Below are 15,667 nucleotides of genomic sequence, written 5' to 3'. Positions count from 1 at the left end.
GATACCGATGCGCATCCTGCACGTACTGGACCACTCGATTCCGCTGCACAGCGGCTACACCTTCCGCACTGCCGCCATCCTGCGCGAACAGCGCAAGCTGGGCTGGGACACCCATCACGTCACCAGCGTCAAGCACACCGCGCCCGGCCCGCTGGTCGAAGAGGTCGATGGCCTCACCTTCCACCGCACGCCGTGGACACCGGGCCCGATGGACCGCGTGCCGGTGCTGCGCGAGCGCGCACAGATGCGCGCGCTGGAAAAGCGCCTGCTCGAGGTGGCGACCGAACTGAAGCCGGACGTGATCCATGCGCACTCGCCGGTGCTGAATGCCTTCCCGGCGCTGCTGGTCGGGCGCCGGCTCGACATCCCCGTCGTCTACGAAATCCGTGCCTTCTGGGAGGACGCCGCGGTCGATCATGGCACCACCACCGAAGGCAGCCTGCGCTACCGGGCAACGCGCGCGATGGAAACGCGCGCGGTGCATACGGTCGATGCGGTGACGACCATCTGCGAGGGCCTGCGCCGCGACCTGGTCGCGCGCGGCGTGCCGGAGTGGAAGATCACCGTCATCCCGAACGCGGTGGATATCGACAACTTCGCCTTTGGCGTGCCGGGTGATGACGGGCTGCGCGCCGAGCTCGGTCTGACCGGCAAGCGCGTGCTCGGCTTCATCGGGTCCTTCTACGCCTACGAGGGGCTGGACCTGCTGCTGCGCGCACTGCCCGCCATCCTGCAGAAGGCACCGGACGTCGCGCTGCTGCTGACCGGCGGCGGACCGCAGGAAGAGAACCTGAAGAAGCTGACGCAGGAACTCGGTCTGCAGGACCACGTGAAATTCACCGGCCGCGTGCCGCACGCGCAGGTGCAGCGCTACTACAGTCTGGTCAACGTGCTGGTCTATCCGCGCCACTCGATGCGCCTGACCGACCTGGTCACACCGCTCAAGCCGCTGGAGGCGATGGCGCAGGGGCTGCTGCTGGTCGCCTCCGACGTCGGCGGCCACAAGGAACTGATCCGCGACGGCGAGACCGGCGTGCTGTTCCGTGCCGGCGACGCCGACGATCTGGCGCGCAGCGTGTTGCGGCTGCTGGCCATGCAGGACCGCTGGCCGCAGCTGCGCGAAGCCGGGCGGCGCTATGTCGAAACCGAGCGCAACTGGACGAATTCGGTCGCGCGCTATCGCGACGTCTACGGTTCGCTGCTCGGCCAGGCCGCTGCATGACCCAGGCCGGGCCACACATCGTCGCGTTCTCGACGCTGTTCCCGAACTGTGCGCAGCCGCAGGCCGGCGTGTTCATCCGCGAGCGCATGTTCCGTGTCGGCGCCGAACTGCCGCTGACCGTGGTCGCGCCGGTGCCCTGGTTTCCGTTCCAGTCGCTGCTGCGTTTGATCCGGCCGCACTTCCGGCCGGACGTGCCGCGCGTCGAGGTGCAGCAGGGCGTGACAGTGCTGCATCCGCGCTTCCTGTCGGTGCCCGGACTGTTCAAGAATCTCGACGGCGTGCTGCTGGCGCTGGGCGCGCGCGGTACGCTGGCACGCCTGAAGCGTGAGGGGCGTCTGGACGTGCTCGACGCCCACTTCGGCTATCCCGACGGCTATGCGGCCAGCTTGCTGGCGCGCTGGTTGCACGTGCCGTTCACGATCACGCTGCGCGGCACCGAAACCCGCCACGCACGCACGCCAGGCCTGCGCGAACGCCTGCATGCCGCCCTCGAGCGCGCTGACCGCGTGTTCTCGGTGTCGTCCTCGCTGGCCGACATCGCCGCCGGTCTGGGCATCGCCCGCGACAAGCTGCAGGTGGTGGGCAATGGCGTCGATACGCGCAAGTTCCATCCGGTCAACCGCGCCGAGGCGCGGCGCGCGCTCGGCATTCCGGCCGACGCCACGGTGCTGATCAGCGTCGGGGGCCTGACCGAGCGCAAGGGCTTTCATCGCGTGATCGAACTGCTGCCGGCGTTGCGCCGCGAAGTGCCGAAGCTCCTGTTCCTGATCATCGGCGGCGCCAGCGCCGAAGGCGATTGGGGGCCGCAGCTCAGGCAACAGGTGCGCGAACGCGGGCTGGAGGACTGCGTGCGCTTTCTCGGCACCCTGCCGCCGGAGGCGCTCAAGCAGCCGCTGTCGGCGGCCGATGTGTTCGTACTGGCGACGCGCAATGAGGGCTGGGCCAATGTGTTTCTCGAAGCGATGGCCTGCCGGCTGCCGGTCGTGACGACCGATGTCGGCGGCAATCGCGAAGTCGTCTGCCGCGACGAACTGGGTACCGTCGTACCCTTCGGCGACGCCGCCGCGCTGCAGACCGCGCTGTCCGCCGCGCTCGCACGCGACTGGGACCGGGATGCCATCCTGGCCTACGCGCGGGACAATGAATGGGATGGACGCGTGGCCGCACTGGTCACCGCGTTCAGGGCGCTGGGCCGCAGCGGAGCGGTCGCCGCCACCAACGAAGGAGTCAGACGAGTTGGCTGAAGCATCGAAATGGGCGCATGTGCGCGAGCAGATCGAGTACCGGACCTTGCTCGCGTCCAAGTGGTGCGTGCAGCGCCTGCCGCGTGCCGCCGGCGCGCGCCGTCACGTGTTTGTCGCCGGCATGCAGCGTTCGGGCACCAATATGCTGATGGACCTGATCGAGCGCAGCATGCTGACCGACGTCTATCACGAGCGCGACCCGCGCGCCTTCGACAACTACATGATGCGCGAGCTGCCGGTGATCCGCCGGCTGGTGGAACAGTCGCGTGCGCCGCACTTCGTCATCAAGTGCCTGTGCGAACTCGACCGCCTGCCGGCGCTGATGAGCGAGTTCCAGCCGTCGAAGGCGCTGTGGATCGTGCGCGAGTACCGTGATGCGGTGAACTCGGCCCTGGTGTCCTTCGGCCGCTTCTCACAGCAGATCGACCGCATCGTGCGCGGCAAGGCCGATGGCGAGTGGTTCGCCGGCGGCATGTCCGATGACACGCTGCGTCTCGTGCGCGAGTTGTGGCGTCCGGACATGAACGAGGCGACCGCCGCCGCGCTGATCTGGTATTTCCGTAACCTGCTGTTCTTCCAGATGAAGCTGGACCGCAATCCGCGGGTGAAGCTGCTGTCCTACGAGTCGCTGGTGACGCATCCGGTCGAGGAGTGCGAAGCCGCCTTCCGCTTCATCGACCTGCCGTTCACGCCCTTCATCACGCGCAAGGTGTTCGCCAGTTCGATCAGCAAGAAGGCGCCGCCGCCGGTCGAACCGGCGGTTGCGCAGCTGTGCGACGAACTGATGGCACGCTTCGCCGCCGTGCGGGGGACGCATGCCTGATCTGCGTACCCGTCTGGTATCCGGCCTTGTCTTTCCGTTGCAGGAGCGGCTGAAGAAGCACAGCACGGTGGCCGACCGCCGTGCGATGGAGGACAGCCAGTGGTGGCCGCGCGAGCGGCTTGAGGTGCTGCGCGTGCAGCGGCTGCGCGCGCTGCTGACGCATGCGGCGGCACACGTTCCTTACTACCGCGATCTGTTCGCACGTATCGGCTTCGATCCGGCTGCAGTCTCCAGCCTGACCGACCTGCAGCAGCTGCCCTTCCTCGACAAGCCGCTGATCCGCGCCCACACCGACGCATTGAAGGCGGATGATGCACGCGGGCTGGCGCGCTTCAACACCGGCGGGTCGAGCGGCGTGCCGCTCATCTTCTACATCGGCCTCGAACGCGTCAGTCGTGACGTTGCCGCCAAGTGGCGGGCCACCCGCTGGTGGGGCGTCGATATCGGTGACCCGGAAATCGTGCTGTGGGGCAGCCCGATCGAACTGGGCGCGCAGGACCGCGTGCGTCTGCTGCGTGATCGCCTGATGCGCACCCGGCTGCTGCCGGCTTTCGAAATGTCCGACACGAAGGTGGACGGTTTCATCGACGAAATCCGTGCGCTGCGGCCGAAAATGCTGTTCGGCTACCCGTCGGCGTTCGCCCACATCGCCCGCCATGCGCAGCGGCAGGGCGTGCGCATGGACGACCTCGGCATCAAGGTGGTGTTCGTCACGTCCGAACGTCTGTACGACCACCAGCGCACGCTGATCGAACAGAGCTTCGGTGCACCGGTGGCCAACGGCTATGGCGGGCGCGACGCCGGTTTCATCGCGCACCAGTGCCCGTCTGGCTCGCTGCACATCACCGCCGAGGACGTGATCGTCGAGATCGTCGATCGCGAAGGTCGCGTGCTGCCGCCGGGAGAGTCCGGCGAGATTGTCGTCACCCATCTGGCCACCCGTGACTTCCCCTTCGTGCGCTACCGCACCGGCGACGTCGGCGTGCTGGCGGCGCCGGACGACGTGCCCTGCGCCTGCGGTCGCACGCTGCCGGTGCTGAAGGAAGTGCAGGGCCGCAGCACCGATTTCATCGTCGCCCGGGATGGCACGGTGATGCACGGCCTGGCGCTGATCTACATCGTGCGCGACATGCCCGGCGTGGCCGGCTTCCGCATCGAGCAGGAAAGCCTGGATCTCACCCGGGTCAAGGTGATGACCGAGCCCGGCTTTCCGTCCGACGGCGATGCGCGCATCCGCGCCGGCATGAAGGCGCGGCTCGGCGAATCGGTCGAGGTGGTGGTCGAGCACGTCGCGCAGATCGCGGCCGAAGGCTCGGGCAAGTTCCGCTACGTCGTCAGCAAGGTGGCTGCATGATCGAGGTGACGCGCCGTGCGTGACATCGTCGTCACCATCGCCGTATTCGGCATGTTGCCCTTCATCCTGCGTACGCCCTGGATAGGCATCCTGGTGTTCACCTGGCTCAGCCTGATGAACCCGCACCGGCTGGCCTACGGATTTTCGCTGAGCTTTCCGTTCGCGATGATCGTGGCGCTGACCACGCTGGTCGCGCTGCTGTTCTCGAAGGAGATCAAGAAGATCATCTGGACGCGCGAGAGCATCATCCTTGCGCTGTTCGTGATCTGGATGTGCATCACGACGACACAGGCGATCTACCCCGCGGACGCGCAGATCCAGCTGGACAAGGTGCTGAAGATCCAGCTGATGATTTTCGTGGCCCTGATGATCATGCGCAGTTTCGACCGTATCGAGGCCTTGCTCTGGGTGTCGGCGGCGTCGATCGGCTTCTACGGTTTCAAGGGCGGCATCTTCACCATCCTGCGCGGCGGCGTGTTTCGCGTACAGGGACCGCCCGGCACCTTCATCGGGGGCAATAACGAGATCGGTCTGGCGCTGGCAATGACCGTTCCGCTGCTCTACTTCATGCGCTCTCGTGCGTCCAATCCCTTGCTCAAGGCCTTCCTGACCACCTGGGTGGTGCTGACGGCCTTTGCCGCGATCGGCACGCAATCGCGTGGCGCAATGCTGGGCATGGCATCGATGACCGTCTTCATCTGGCTGAACAGTCGAAAGAAGATACAAACCGCCATCCTGCTCGCACTGACCGGCTACGCGATCGCCAACTTCATGCCGCAGTCCTGGTACGACCGCATGAGTACCATCGAGACGCACGAGGAGGACAAGTCCGCACAGGGGCGCGTCAATGCCTGGTGGACCAGCTTCAACATGGCGAATGACCGCATCTTCGGCGGCGGTTTCGAATGCTGGAAGCGTCAGGTGTTCGCGATGTACGCGCCCGATCCGACAAACGTGCGCGATGTGCACAGCGTCGTGTTCGAAGTGCTCGGCGAACACGGATACATCGGGCTCGGCCTGTTCTTCGCCCTCGGCCTGTGCACATGGCTCAGCGCAGGCTGGAGCGCCCGCCGGGCGCGCAAGATGCCCGACATCGCATGGGTGGCGGACATGATGCGGATGGTGCAGGTGAGCCTCATCGCCTATGCGACTGCGGGCCTCTTCCTCGGCCTGGCCTATTTCGATTACTACTACACGCTCATCGTGATCGTCGTCGCCACGACCTGGCTGATCCGGCGGCGTATCGAGGGCCTGCCGGACGCCGACTGGGCTCGCGCGCGGCCGGCCGGTCTGTTCGCGGGCGGCCGCATTCCACGACTGTGGCCCTGGAAGCCCAGACCGCAACCGGCCCAAACCGGCGCTCCGGGGTGAGAACGGGAGACCTGGTATGGATTTGAAGGAGGCTTGGCGCACCCTGCGCCGACGTCTGAACAGACGCGCGATCGGCGAAGCGCAGCTGATGAAGCGCTATCAGAAAGTGCACAGTCGTCCATTCGACCCGGCGCACGTCGAGCGCTTCACCGAAAAGGTGCTGCAGCGAATGCTCGTCGTGAACAGGCGTGGCAATGCACTTTACTCGCGCCTCAGCGACAAGTACGCGGTGCGCGACTATGTGCGCGAGAAGGTTGGCGAAGCGCATCTGGTCGATCTGATCTGGTCGGGCACCGACCCCCGGCGCATTCCTTTCGACCGACTGCCGCCGAAGTGCGTCATCAAGACGAACAATGGCTCCGGCGGCAACATCCTGATCGACGGCGCATTCGACCGCGACGAGATCGTCGCGCGGCTGACGGAGTGGCTGGGCAAGGACTACTACTGGATCGACCACGAATATCACTACGCGAAAATCAAGCCCCGCGTCGTGATTGAGGCCTATCTCGACGACGGCCAGGAGAACGGCCCCCTGGACTACAAGCTGTGGTGTTTCGACGGCGTGCCGCAGCTCGTGCAGGTCAACGACTGCCGGCACGGCATCAACGCCTTCTACGATCGCGACTGGACATTGCTGCCCTTCCGCTACCGCGACAACCAGAAGGATTTCGACATGCCGCGTCCGGCCAATCTCGACCGGCTGCTCGAAGTCGGCGCCCGTCTGTCCGAGGGCTTCGATTTCGTCCGCGTCGATCTGTACAACGTGCACGGACAGGTCTATTTCGGCGAAATGACCTTCACGCCCTTGGGCGGCCGCATGCGCTTCCGCCCGGACGAATGGGACCTGACCGTCGGGCGCTTCTGGCAACAGGCGAACTGATCAGCGTTGCAGTATCTGCGTCGCAGTATCAGCGTTTAAGGTCGTGCGTATGCTCGACCGTCTGCCGCATCACCGCCGCCCACGAGAAATCCCGATGTGCCCGCGTTTCCGCACGGGCGGCGCAGGCCGCGCCGAAGCCGGTCGTCGGATCGAGCAGCGTGAACAGCGCTTCGGTCACCGCGGGCAGTGAATTGCCGTCGCAACGCAGTCCGGTTTCGCCGTCGAGCACGGCCGAGCCGGTGCCGCCGGCCATGCCGGTCAGCGAGGTACGGCCGCAGGCTGCCGCCTCGATATAGACCATGCCGAAACCTTCGGTGTCGGCGCCGATGTCGCGGTTGGGCATCGCGAACAGATCGCTGGCCGCATACCACAGCGGCAGATCGTCGGCGCTGACGCCGCCGAGCAGGTGGATGCGCTCCGGCATTTCCGACGCGGCACGGATGCCGGCCAGGTACTCGGCGTCCTCGCCCTTGCCGATCACCGCGTGGTGCACGTCCAGCCCGCGGCGCACCAGTTCCGGCACCGACTGCATCACGTAGTCGAAACCCTTGCGCCGCGACAGCCGGCCGACCGACAGGATGAGCTTGGCCTCCGGCTTCAGGCCGAGCGAGGCGCGCAGCTTTGAGCCATCCAGCCCCGGGCGGAAGCGTTCGGTGTCCACGCCCGGATTGATGATGACCACACGTTCCGGCTGCACGCCCATGTCGAGCAGCAGGCCGCGCGTGAACTCGCTGTTGGCGATTACGAGCTGTGCGCCGCAATACGCCTCGCGCATCGCCTTGACCCGGCGCGGCTGGCGCCAGGTCGTGATTTCCTCGCCGTGCGCGTAGATGACCACGGGCAGGCGCAGCAACCGGCCGGCGCGCACGGCAACCAGGCCTTCGGGCAGCACGCGGCCGGCGTGGATCTGGGTCACCGGGTGGCGCCAGCCCACGCTCAGCGTCTTCACGAAGAATTCGAGATAGACCGGCAGCGATTCCGGACGCAGCCAGGGATAGCGCTTGAGCCCGAGACGATGGATGGTGTTCGGGCTGGCGCGGTCGTGCTCTTCGGCACCCGGCACGTCGGCGGTCAGGATGTGCGTGCCGGCGCCGCCCATGCGGCGGTACACCTCGTCGAACCACACCGCCGTCCCGCCCTTGGTGGGCTGGAACAGTTCGGTGATGACCAGGAATCGGGCGTCGGGCGTGTTCATCGCCTCACCCGTCCAGTCGCGCATTCGGATGCGCGGCCAGCCAGTGTTCGAGCATCATCAGCACCCAGATCATCACGCCATAGTAGGAGGCGTGTTCGCTGCGGTGGCGCTCCAGCAGATGCTTGACGAATGCGGGCTGCACGACGCCGCGCTGCGCCAGCGCGTCCAGCGCCTCGTGCGCCATGCGGCTGAGCTGCGGGTCCTGCTGCATCCACAGACCGAAGGGCAGGCCGAAGCCGTGCTTGGACTTGGTGATCGTCGCCTGCGGCAGGAAGTCCTTCAGCGCGTCCTTGAAGAACCAGCGCAGCTGGCCATCGCGCACCTTGTAGTCGGCCGGCAGCATGGCCGAGAAGTCCATCAGCCGCTCGTCGAGCAGCGGGTAATGCACCTCGATGTCGGCCAGTTCGCACATGCGCGACACCTTGCGCAGGTCGCTGTCGGCCAGCGTCTGCTTCAGGTCCAGATGCATCATGCGGTTGACCATGGCCTGCGACCGTGTGCGGCCGTACACCTCGCGCGCGATCGCGCGCGGGTGGTCCGGGTCGATGCCGCGCAGCAGCCGCTCGGGCAGGATGCGCGACGCGCCCTCGCGTTCGACGTGATTGAACACCTCCATCCGGTCCGGCAGCGGAATGCTCGCGCGCTGCACGTAGTTTCGGCCCTTGCGCAGCACGCCGACCGCCAGTGCATCGGGCAGATGGCCGAGCACGCCATTCAGCAGCGCGCGCAGCGGCGCCGGCACACGGCCGTAGCGCTCGAACACTTCCTGATCGGCATAGCGCGCGTTGCCGCCGAAGATCTCGTCGCCGCCGTCGCCGGCCAGCATCAGCGTGCGGCCGTCGGCGCGCGCCATGCGGGCGCAGAAGTAGGTCGGCACCGCCGAGGCGTTGCCGAAGGGTTCGTCGTAGATGGCTGCGATCTTCGGGATCGCTTCGGCCACATCGGCCGGGGTGACGTAGTACTCGTGGGCGGTGCAGCCGAAATGACCGGCGGCGATGCGCGCGAACTCCATTTCGTCGAAGCCGTCTGCGTCGAAGCCGATGGAATAGGTGTCGGGACCGCGACCGGTCACACGGGCCATCATGCCGGCGACGGTCGAGCTGTCGGTGCCGCCGCTGAGGAAGGCGCCGACGCTGTCGCGGGTGGTCGCGTCACGCACCGACGATTCGAGCAGCTCGCGGAACTGCGCCGCGTAGCGGGCATAGTCGTCGGGCGTATCGTCGGCGTAGGGCATGCTCCAGTAGAAGCCGGTGCGCAGTGCGCCGTCGCGCAGATGCACGTATTGCGCCGGCAGCAGCTTGAATACGTCGCGGTAGATGGTGGCCGGTGCCGGCACCATGTGGCAGTAGAGGTAGTCGTACAGCGACTGCGGATCGATCGCCGGGCGCACCGCCGGGTGCGCGGTCACCGCGTCGGTGGTCGCGCCGAACACCAGCGTACTGCCGCGCAGCGCGTAGCACAGTTCCTGCGCGCCGACGCGATCGATGGCGAGCAGCGCCTCGTGCTTCGCGCCGTTGACCAGGGCAATCGAGAAGCGTCCGTGCAGCGATTCGAGCAATGCCGGGCCGCGCTCGCGCCAGGCCTGCAGCAGCGACTGCGCCATGCCGGTGTGTGCGGCGCGCGCGGCCAGGTCGGCGTCCGCCCAAGACGGCTTGCCGGCCAGTGCCAGCAGCAGGTCGCCGTCCTTGCACACTTCCGTATCGCCGGGGCGGGCGCGTACCGCCACCGCGGCGCGGCCACCGAGACGGAACTGCACGCCCGCCTCGGACAGGCCGCCCAGCCGCTCGGCCATGCTGCCGATCAGCCCGGTGCGATCGTCGAGTCGTGCATTGGGCGGATTCGGGCCGTCAAGCCAGCCGCATATCTTGCTCATCGTTCTTCCTTTTCAGTGCGGACGCACTCGCTGGTGCCCCTTGCGCGGTACGTCTTCATCGTTGTCCTCCAACCAGGCGGTCGTACAGCCGGCTGTATCCCTGTGCGACGCTGTGCAGCGAGAACTGCTCCTCGGCGATGCGCCGGCCGTTCTCGCCCAGCGCGCGTCCGGCCGGTGACAGGCCGCTGCACACGGCCAGTGCCAGCGCCTGCGGATCGTCCGGCGAATACGTATAGCCGGTGCGGCCATGCTGCACCAGATCGCGGGTGCCGCTGACGTCGGCCGCGACGCAGGGCAGACCGCTGGCCATCGCTTCCAGCACCACGTTGGGCAGGCCTTCGCGGTGCGAGGGCAGCACCAGCAGGTCGGCTGCGCGCAGATAGCGCTCGACGTCGGCACTGCGCGGCCGCAGCATGAAACGCTGGGGCGCCTGCCTGCCGAGTGCGTTCAGACGGGCGATCAGTTCGCCGTTCGGGTCCTCGCGACTCTGCGGGCCGACGGCGACCAGCAGGGCGCCGGTACCGAAGGCGTCCTGGTGCACCCACTGTGTGGCCAGCCATTCGATATTCTTGCGCGCGTCCATTACACCGGCGTACAGCGCCACCGGCACGTCGGCCGGCAGTCCGAGTTCGCTGCGCAGCGCCGCGCGGGCGTCGGCGTCGGCGGGGTGAAAGAGCGCGGTATCGACACCATTCGGCAGATAGTGGATGCGTTCGGCCGGCAGTCCGCAGTCGTTGAACTCGCGCACCAGATCGCGGCTGATCGCGACGCAGGCGTCAACCTGCCGTAGCAGCGCACGGTGCAGCCGACCGCTCAGCGTGCGGCCGATGTCGTGCAGGTCGTCGTTGGCCAGGCTGGCCTTGACGATGGACTTCAGACCGGCGGCGCGTGCCAGCGGCCCGACGATGGCGTTCGTGTAATAGGCGCCATGGCTGTGCAGCACGTCGAAGTCGTGACGGCGCCGCCAGACATAGGCGCACAGATTGGCCCACAGCCGCAGTTCGCGATGCTTGGCACCGCGTCCGGCGTAAAGACGCGTGACCGGAAAGCCATCCACCGTGTCGTGCTCGGGCAGATCGCGCCAGCGCACCGTCACGAATTCGACATGATGGCCGAGCCTCCGCAACTGTCGCGCCAGCATCAGCGCCTGCTGCGCAGCGCCACTGAACTCGGGCGGGAAATAGGTCGAGTACATGAGCACGCGCAGCGGCCGCGCCGCAGCCAGACTGGCGGGCGTGAGGTCCTGCTGGGACGGTGTGCTCGATGCGCTGTGCAGGCTCATGCGGGCCGGAGGCGGTCGGGTGCGTAATGGGCGCCTACTGTAGCCGAGCCTGCGCCCCTGCGACGAGGGAAGATGCCGCACTGCAGGGTGTTCGCCGGGTCAGCTGTCGTGCCTCGCCCGCCACGCCGCGAGGTTGATCAGCCCCCATACGCGGTGGGCAGCGCGCGTGTCTCCGGCGATGAAGCGATCGCGCCAGCGGACCACTTCCGCCGGATCGAGACCGCTACGCTCGATGGCGGCAGCGTCGCCGAGATGGCGTCGCACCAGGCGATGGTCGTGGACGCGCAACAGCGCGACGAGGTCGATATTGAAGCCGCGCTTCGGTGTATCCCAGATCGCTTCGGGTACGTGCCGCGCCAGCAGGTCGCGCAGCAGGCGCTTCTCGCGTCCGGCCTGCCAGCACCACGCTTCCGGCATCGCCTGCAGCAGGCGGCTGACGTCGGCGGCGCCAAAAGGGTGCTCGATGCGCAAGCCGGTCGCCAGCGCGGCCTGACGGATGCGGTCGTCCGGCTGCGCCTCGCCCTGCAGCACCGACAGGCGCTTCAGATGCGAACGGCCGGCCAGCGCCGCGTGCTCACGATAGAAGCGGGTGCCGGACAGATCGGCTGCGCGGCCGGTCAGGCGGGCGATGTCGGTGGCGTTGAAGCCGTTCCAGCGGATGAACAGGTCCTGCGCCACGTCGAAGCGGAACATTCGCGCGTAGCCGCCGATCAGCGGCAGTGCCTGCAAGGTGCCGGCGATGGCGCGGCGCAGCGGCGCCGGGACGCGAGCCACGTGATCATGGGCGATGCGCCGCCAGCGCGCCGGCATCAGGCCGGCCAGCGCCTCGGCACCGGTGCCGTCGAGCGCGCGGTCGGACTGCTGCACGCACGCTTCGTACAGCAGCCGCGTCGGCATGCCGGCGGGGTCGCAGTAGGGCTGTTCGGCATGCGCGTGCGCCCGCTCGAACACGGCTTCGAGCGCGTCGAGATCGGGGCGCAGCACATGGTGACGCAGGCCGAGGTGGGCGGCGATGCGCGCGGCGGTGGCGGATTCGTCCAGTGCCGCGTCGTCGAAGCCGACCGACCACGCTTCGATCGCGTGACCGCCGTGTTTCGCCAGCGCACACAGCAGGGCCGAATCGACGCCGCCGCTGAGGAAGGCGGACGGCGCGTGCGCGCCGTCCAGGCGGCGCGCGATGGCGGCCAGCAGGCGGTCATGGACTTCGTCGCAGGCGGCACGATAGTCCGTCGGCAAGGGCGGCGCTGCCGCATGCGGCAGCGCACGCACGCCGCCTCTGTCGAACAGCAGGGCGGCGCCGGCTTCGAGCGCGTAGACGCCGTCATGGATGGTGTTCGGTGCAGCGATGTCGAGGAAGCGCAGGAATTCGTCGAGCCCGCGTGCCGAGATGCCGGGCCGGCTCGGCAACTGCGCGAGCAGGGTGTCGAGACCGGTGGCGAAATGCAGGCAGCCCTGCGCGTCGCGGTGCCAGAACAGCGACACCGAGCCAGCCGGGTCGCGCGCCAGCAGCAGGCGGTGTTGTGCGCTGTCGCAGGCGGCCAGCGCGTAGCGGCCATCGGCGTCCGGCGCGACGCCGTCACGCAGCGGGTCGTTCAGCGTTTCGCCGCAGAACAGCTCGCCGGCGAGATGCAGATCAGCCGCTGCCGCTGGCGGCCGGAACCATCCCGGCGACAGCGTCAGGTGGCCGTTGCGCGGATCGAAATGTCCGTGCGCCGTCGCGTTCATGTCGATACCGCTCGGAGCCACTGACGCAGCGCGGTCAGCGGGTGACCGGCAGACAGGGATTGACGCGCCAGCGAGCGCAGTTCGCGCCGGCGCAGCGCGTCGATGCGCGCCGCAAGGTGCTGCGCCTGGGGCCACTGCGCGAGGCGGCCAAGCACGTCGATGTAGGCGCGCTGCATCGCCGAGGTGTCGCGCGACAGATTGCTGTCATGACGGCGGCGCAGCAGCGCCAGGCCCGGATGCCACAGCAGCGGGAAACGCGCGGCACAGCGCAGCCACAGGTCGAGATCCTCGACCAGCACGAGCGAGCTGTCGAAACCGCCAAGTGCTTCGAAGGCGTGGCGCCGCATCACGACGCTGCCGGTGGTGACGAAGTCGGCGTCGAGCAGCTTTTCGAGCGGATCGATCACCCGCGCCGCATCGCCGAAGAAGGTGGCGTCCAGATCGCCTTGCTCGAACAGCGTCCATGCGTGCGGCCGAGTCGTGCCGTCGCCAGCGTCGTCGAACTGGCGGCAGTCGCCGAACACCATCGCCGCGTCGGGCGTCGCCTCCAGCAGCGCGAGCCGCGCCGGCAGACTGTCGGCCGGCCACAGATCGTCGGCGTCGAGGAAGGCGATGAATTCGCCGCGGCCCGCAGCGACGCCGGCATTGCGCGCGGCGGCGGGGCCGGGCGCCGGGCTGTCGATGACGCGCGCGCCGGTCGCGCGGGCGATGTCCGCGGTGTCGTCGCTGCAGTGGTTGGCGACGACGACGATGTCCGGTGCCGGCGAGAGCGGCTGGGACTGCACGCTGACGACCGCGTCGGCGATCCAGCGGGCCGCGTTGTGCGCCGGGATGACGACGCTCAGCATCGCTGCGTCAGACCGGGCGGCCGGTCAGCATGGCCAGCGCCAATGACAGGATGAGGCGGCCGCGCGCCAGCGGCGCCAGCGCGAAGGCCTGCGCGAGATCGCGCAGCGCGGCCGCGCGCTCACCGTCGCGGTAGCGCCACTTGGCGTAGTCGGCCAGCACGCCGGCCATCGCGGTGCGCCAGAACGCGCCACGGTCAGGGGACGGCAGCAGATCCCGGTTCTTGTTCATCACCTGCAGCGCGCTGCTGCGCATCACCTCGCGATTGCGGCTCATGCTGCCCGGTGCACGCAGGATGCACACCTGCGCCTCACGCACGCAGCCGAAACGGGTGATGGCAGCGAGACGCATCCACATGTCGATGTCTTCGAGACTGCGCAAGGCGGTGTCGAAACCTCCGGTCCGCGCGAACAGCGTGCGCTGCGCCATCACGGCGGAGCCGCTGCCGGCGACGGTGGCGTTGGTGGCGAAGATGTCGCGCAGGATGGCGCCGTGCGCGCCGCTGTCTTCCCAGGTGCCGACCTGCCTGCCCTCGGGATCGACGATCAGCGCCGCGGTCGAGCAGAAACCGATGTCGGTCTGCGCGTTGACCAGGTCCAGCTGCGCGGCGAGCTTGCCCGGCAGCCACCAGTCGTCGGCGTCGAGAAAGGCCACCCAGTCGCCGGTCGCGGCGGCGATGCCGGCGTTGCGCGCGGCGGACAGCCCGGCGTTCTGCTGTGTCACGACGCGGATGCGATCACCGTAGCTGGCCAGCACCGTGGCGGTGTCGTCGGTCGAGCCGTCGTTGACGACGATCAGTTCGAAGTCAGGAGCGGTCTGCGCCAGCACCGAGTCGATGGCGCGGGCGACACACCAGGCCGCGTTGTACGCGGGGACGACGACGCTGACGCGCGGGCCGCTCATGCGCCGGTGTCGTAGCCGAGACGGGTCTGCATCGGCGCGATGCGGTCGAGGATGCGCTCGATCAGTTCCGGGTTCTGCTGTCTCCACTTCGCCTTGGCCGGCTTGCCCTTGACGATGCTGGTCGGGCGCTGGTCCAGCGTGCGGCAGCGCTGTTCGATGTCCGGCGTGAAGTCGAGGTCGAGCCGCGCATAGACGTCGCGGAACATGTTGACCGGCCGCTCGAACAGGTCCTCGTAGCGCAGGTGTATCCAGCGGTCGGCCGGCAGTGCGGCGGCGGCGTCGAGCGCCAGCTGGTTCGCGCTGATCCACTGGAAGGCGCACACCTCCTCGATCGACGCGTGGTTGTAGGCTTGCCAGCCGGGCGCGAGGAAGAAGGCCCAGTCGGTGTACTCGCCGCCGTTGATCGCCACCGGCTCCGGGAAGTCGCCGAGGAACTGCGACAGATGGAAGTCACCGTCGGTGCGGCCCAGGCGCCAGCCGTCGATCATCGAACTGATGTTGTCGCGGCCGTCGCGCTGGATGAAGACGAACTTCGCCTCCGGGAACAGCGCGTGCAGGTAGCCGACGCGCATCACGTTGATGCAGGTCTTGTCGAGCACGCGGCCGCCGCCGAGCCGGCGGTAGAAGAAGCGCAGCGCGGCGTCGCGGTGTTCCGGCTTCGCGTGTTCGGCGCCGGCGGCTTCCGAATGCCAGCGGTTGTTGAGCGGACCGTACAGCTCGTTCCAGAACTGCGGGATTTCGAAACCGAGGTTCACCAGCTGTTTCGACGCGCCGATGGTTTCGAAGGTGACCGTGGTGCCGGAACGCGAACAGCCGACCAGGAAGACCGGCGGCTGCGGCGTCGGGCGGGTCAGATCCCACCACAGGCCGCGCGCGTCACGCTGCAGTTCGACGATGTTCTTGGCGACGATGTCCGGATCGCGCAGCTTGGCCAGTTTGTTCAGCATCG

At 67.9% G+C, this 15,667-nt stretch carries 13 protein-coding genes; 6 read left to right on the top strand and 7 right to left on the bottom strand.

The window, feature by feature from the left end; genetic code table 11:
- Positions 1–7 precede the first annotated feature (7 nt).
- Genes ACQ66H_RS18075 through ACQ66H_RS18050 form a run of 6 tightly spaced genes read left to right on the top strand, consistent with a single transcriptional unit; the run spans position 8 to position 6,894 of the window.
- A complete protein-coding gene (locus tag ACQ66H_RS18075) occupies positions 8–1,222 on the top strand; it encodes a TIGR04063 family PEP-CTERM/XrtA system glycosyltransferase (RefSeq protein ID WP_430435169.1) in 1,215 nt (404 codons plus the stop codon).
- Positions 1,219–2,466, top strand: a complete 1,248-nt coding sequence (locus ACQ66H_RS18070; protein WP_430435168.1) for a glycosyltransferase — start codon at positions 1,219–1,221, stop codon at positions 2,464–2,466. Before ACQ66H_RS18075 ends, ACQ66H_RS18070 begins: the two co-directional genes overlap by 4 nt.
- Positions 2,459–3,289, top strand: a complete 831-nt coding sequence (locus ACQ66H_RS18065; protein WP_304005833.1) for a sulfotransferase domain-containing protein — start codon at positions 2,459–2,461, stop codon at positions 3,287–3,289. Before ACQ66H_RS18070 ends, ACQ66H_RS18065 begins: the two co-directional genes overlap by 8 nt.
- Positions 3,282–4,643: a phenylacetate--CoA ligase family protein gene (locus tag ACQ66H_RS18060; protein ID WP_430435167.1), complete on the top strand. Its 1,362-nt coding sequence runs from the start codon at positions 3,282–3,284 to the stop codon at positions 4,641–4,643. The genes ACQ66H_RS18065 and ACQ66H_RS18060 overlap by 8 nt, the downstream gene beginning before the upstream one ends.
- Positions 4,644–4,658: 15 nt before the next feature.
- Positions 4,659–6,014, top strand: a complete 1,356-nt coding sequence (locus ACQ66H_RS18055; RefSeq protein WP_430435166.1) for a putative O-glycosylation ligase, exosortase A system-associated — start codon at positions 4,659–4,661, stop codon at positions 6,012–6,014.
- Positions 6,015–6,030: 16 nt separating this feature from the next.
- The gene (locus tag ACQ66H_RS18050; protein WP_430435165.1) at positions 6,031–6,894 is read left to right on the top strand and encodes an ATP-grasp fold amidoligase family protein; all 864 of its coding nucleotides are present in this window, start codon (positions 6,031–6,033) and stop codon (positions 6,892–6,894) included.
- A 28-nt stretch (positions 6,895–6,922) separates the two neighbouring features.
- Here ACQ66H_RS18050 and ACQ66H_RS18045 read toward each other — a convergent pair whose 3' ends face one another.
- The 7 genes from ACQ66H_RS18045 to ACQ66H_RS18015 all read right to left on the bottom strand — a co-directional run bounded on the left by ACQ66H_RS18045 (position 6,923) and on the right by ACQ66H_RS18015 (position 15,665).
- On the bottom strand, positions 6,923–8,113 hold the full coding sequence (locus tag ACQ66H_RS18045) for a glycosyltransferase family 4 protein (RefSeq protein WP_430435164.1): 1,191 nt from the start codon (positions 8,111–8,113) through the stop codon (positions 6,923–6,925).
- Positions 8,094–9,962, bottom strand: coding sequence for an asparagine synthetase B family protein (locus ACQ66H_RS18040; RefSeq protein WP_430435163.1), 1,869 nt, complete (start codon positions 9,960–9,962; stop codon positions 8,094–8,096). The genes ACQ66H_RS18045 and ACQ66H_RS18040 overlap by 20 nt, the downstream gene beginning before the upstream one ends.
- A 55-nt stretch (positions 9,963–10,017) precedes the next feature.
- The gene (locus tag ACQ66H_RS18035; protein WP_430435162.1) at positions 10,018–11,244 is read right to left on the bottom strand and encodes a glycosyltransferase family 4 protein; all 1,227 of its coding nucleotides are present in this window, start codon (positions 11,242–11,244) and stop codon (positions 10,018–10,020) included.
- Positions 11,245–11,343: 99 nt separating this feature from the next.
- Positions 11,344–12,969 carry an asparagine synthetase B family protein gene (locus tag ACQ66H_RS18030; RefSeq protein ID WP_430435161.1) on the bottom strand — a complete coding sequence of 542 codons (1,626 nt, stop codon included), beginning with the start codon at positions 12,967–12,969 and terminating at the stop codon, positions 11,344–11,346.
- Positions 12,966–13,817: a glycosyltransferase family 2 protein gene (locus tag ACQ66H_RS18025; protein WP_430435160.1), complete on the bottom strand. Its 852-nt coding sequence runs from the start codon at positions 13,815–13,817 to the stop codon at positions 12,966–12,968. Before ACQ66H_RS18025 ends, ACQ66H_RS18030 begins: the two co-directional genes overlap by 4 nt.
- Before the next feature lie 7 nt (positions 13,818–13,824).
- On the bottom strand, positions 13,825–14,718 hold the full coding sequence (locus ACQ66H_RS18020; protein ID WP_430435159.1) for a glycosyltransferase family 2 protein: 894 nt from the start codon (positions 14,716–14,718) through the stop codon (positions 13,825–13,827).
- Complete coding sequence (locus ACQ66H_RS18015) at positions 14,715–15,665, bottom strand: sulfotransferase family protein (protein WP_430435158.1); 951 nt, start codon at positions 15,663–15,665, stop codon at positions 14,715–14,717. The genes ACQ66H_RS18020 and ACQ66H_RS18015 overlap by 4 nt, the downstream gene beginning before the upstream one ends.
- Positions 15,666–15,667: the final 2 nt, after the last annotated feature.

Source organism: Methyloversatilis sp. (genome assembly GCF_965284615.1).
GTDB lineage: Bacteria > Pseudomonadota > Gammaproteobacteria > Burkholderiales > Rhodocyclaceae > Methyloversatilis.
The sequence above is the reverse complement of the archived record's forward strand: the minus strand, read 5'-3'. Positions and strand labels throughout refer to the sequence as shown.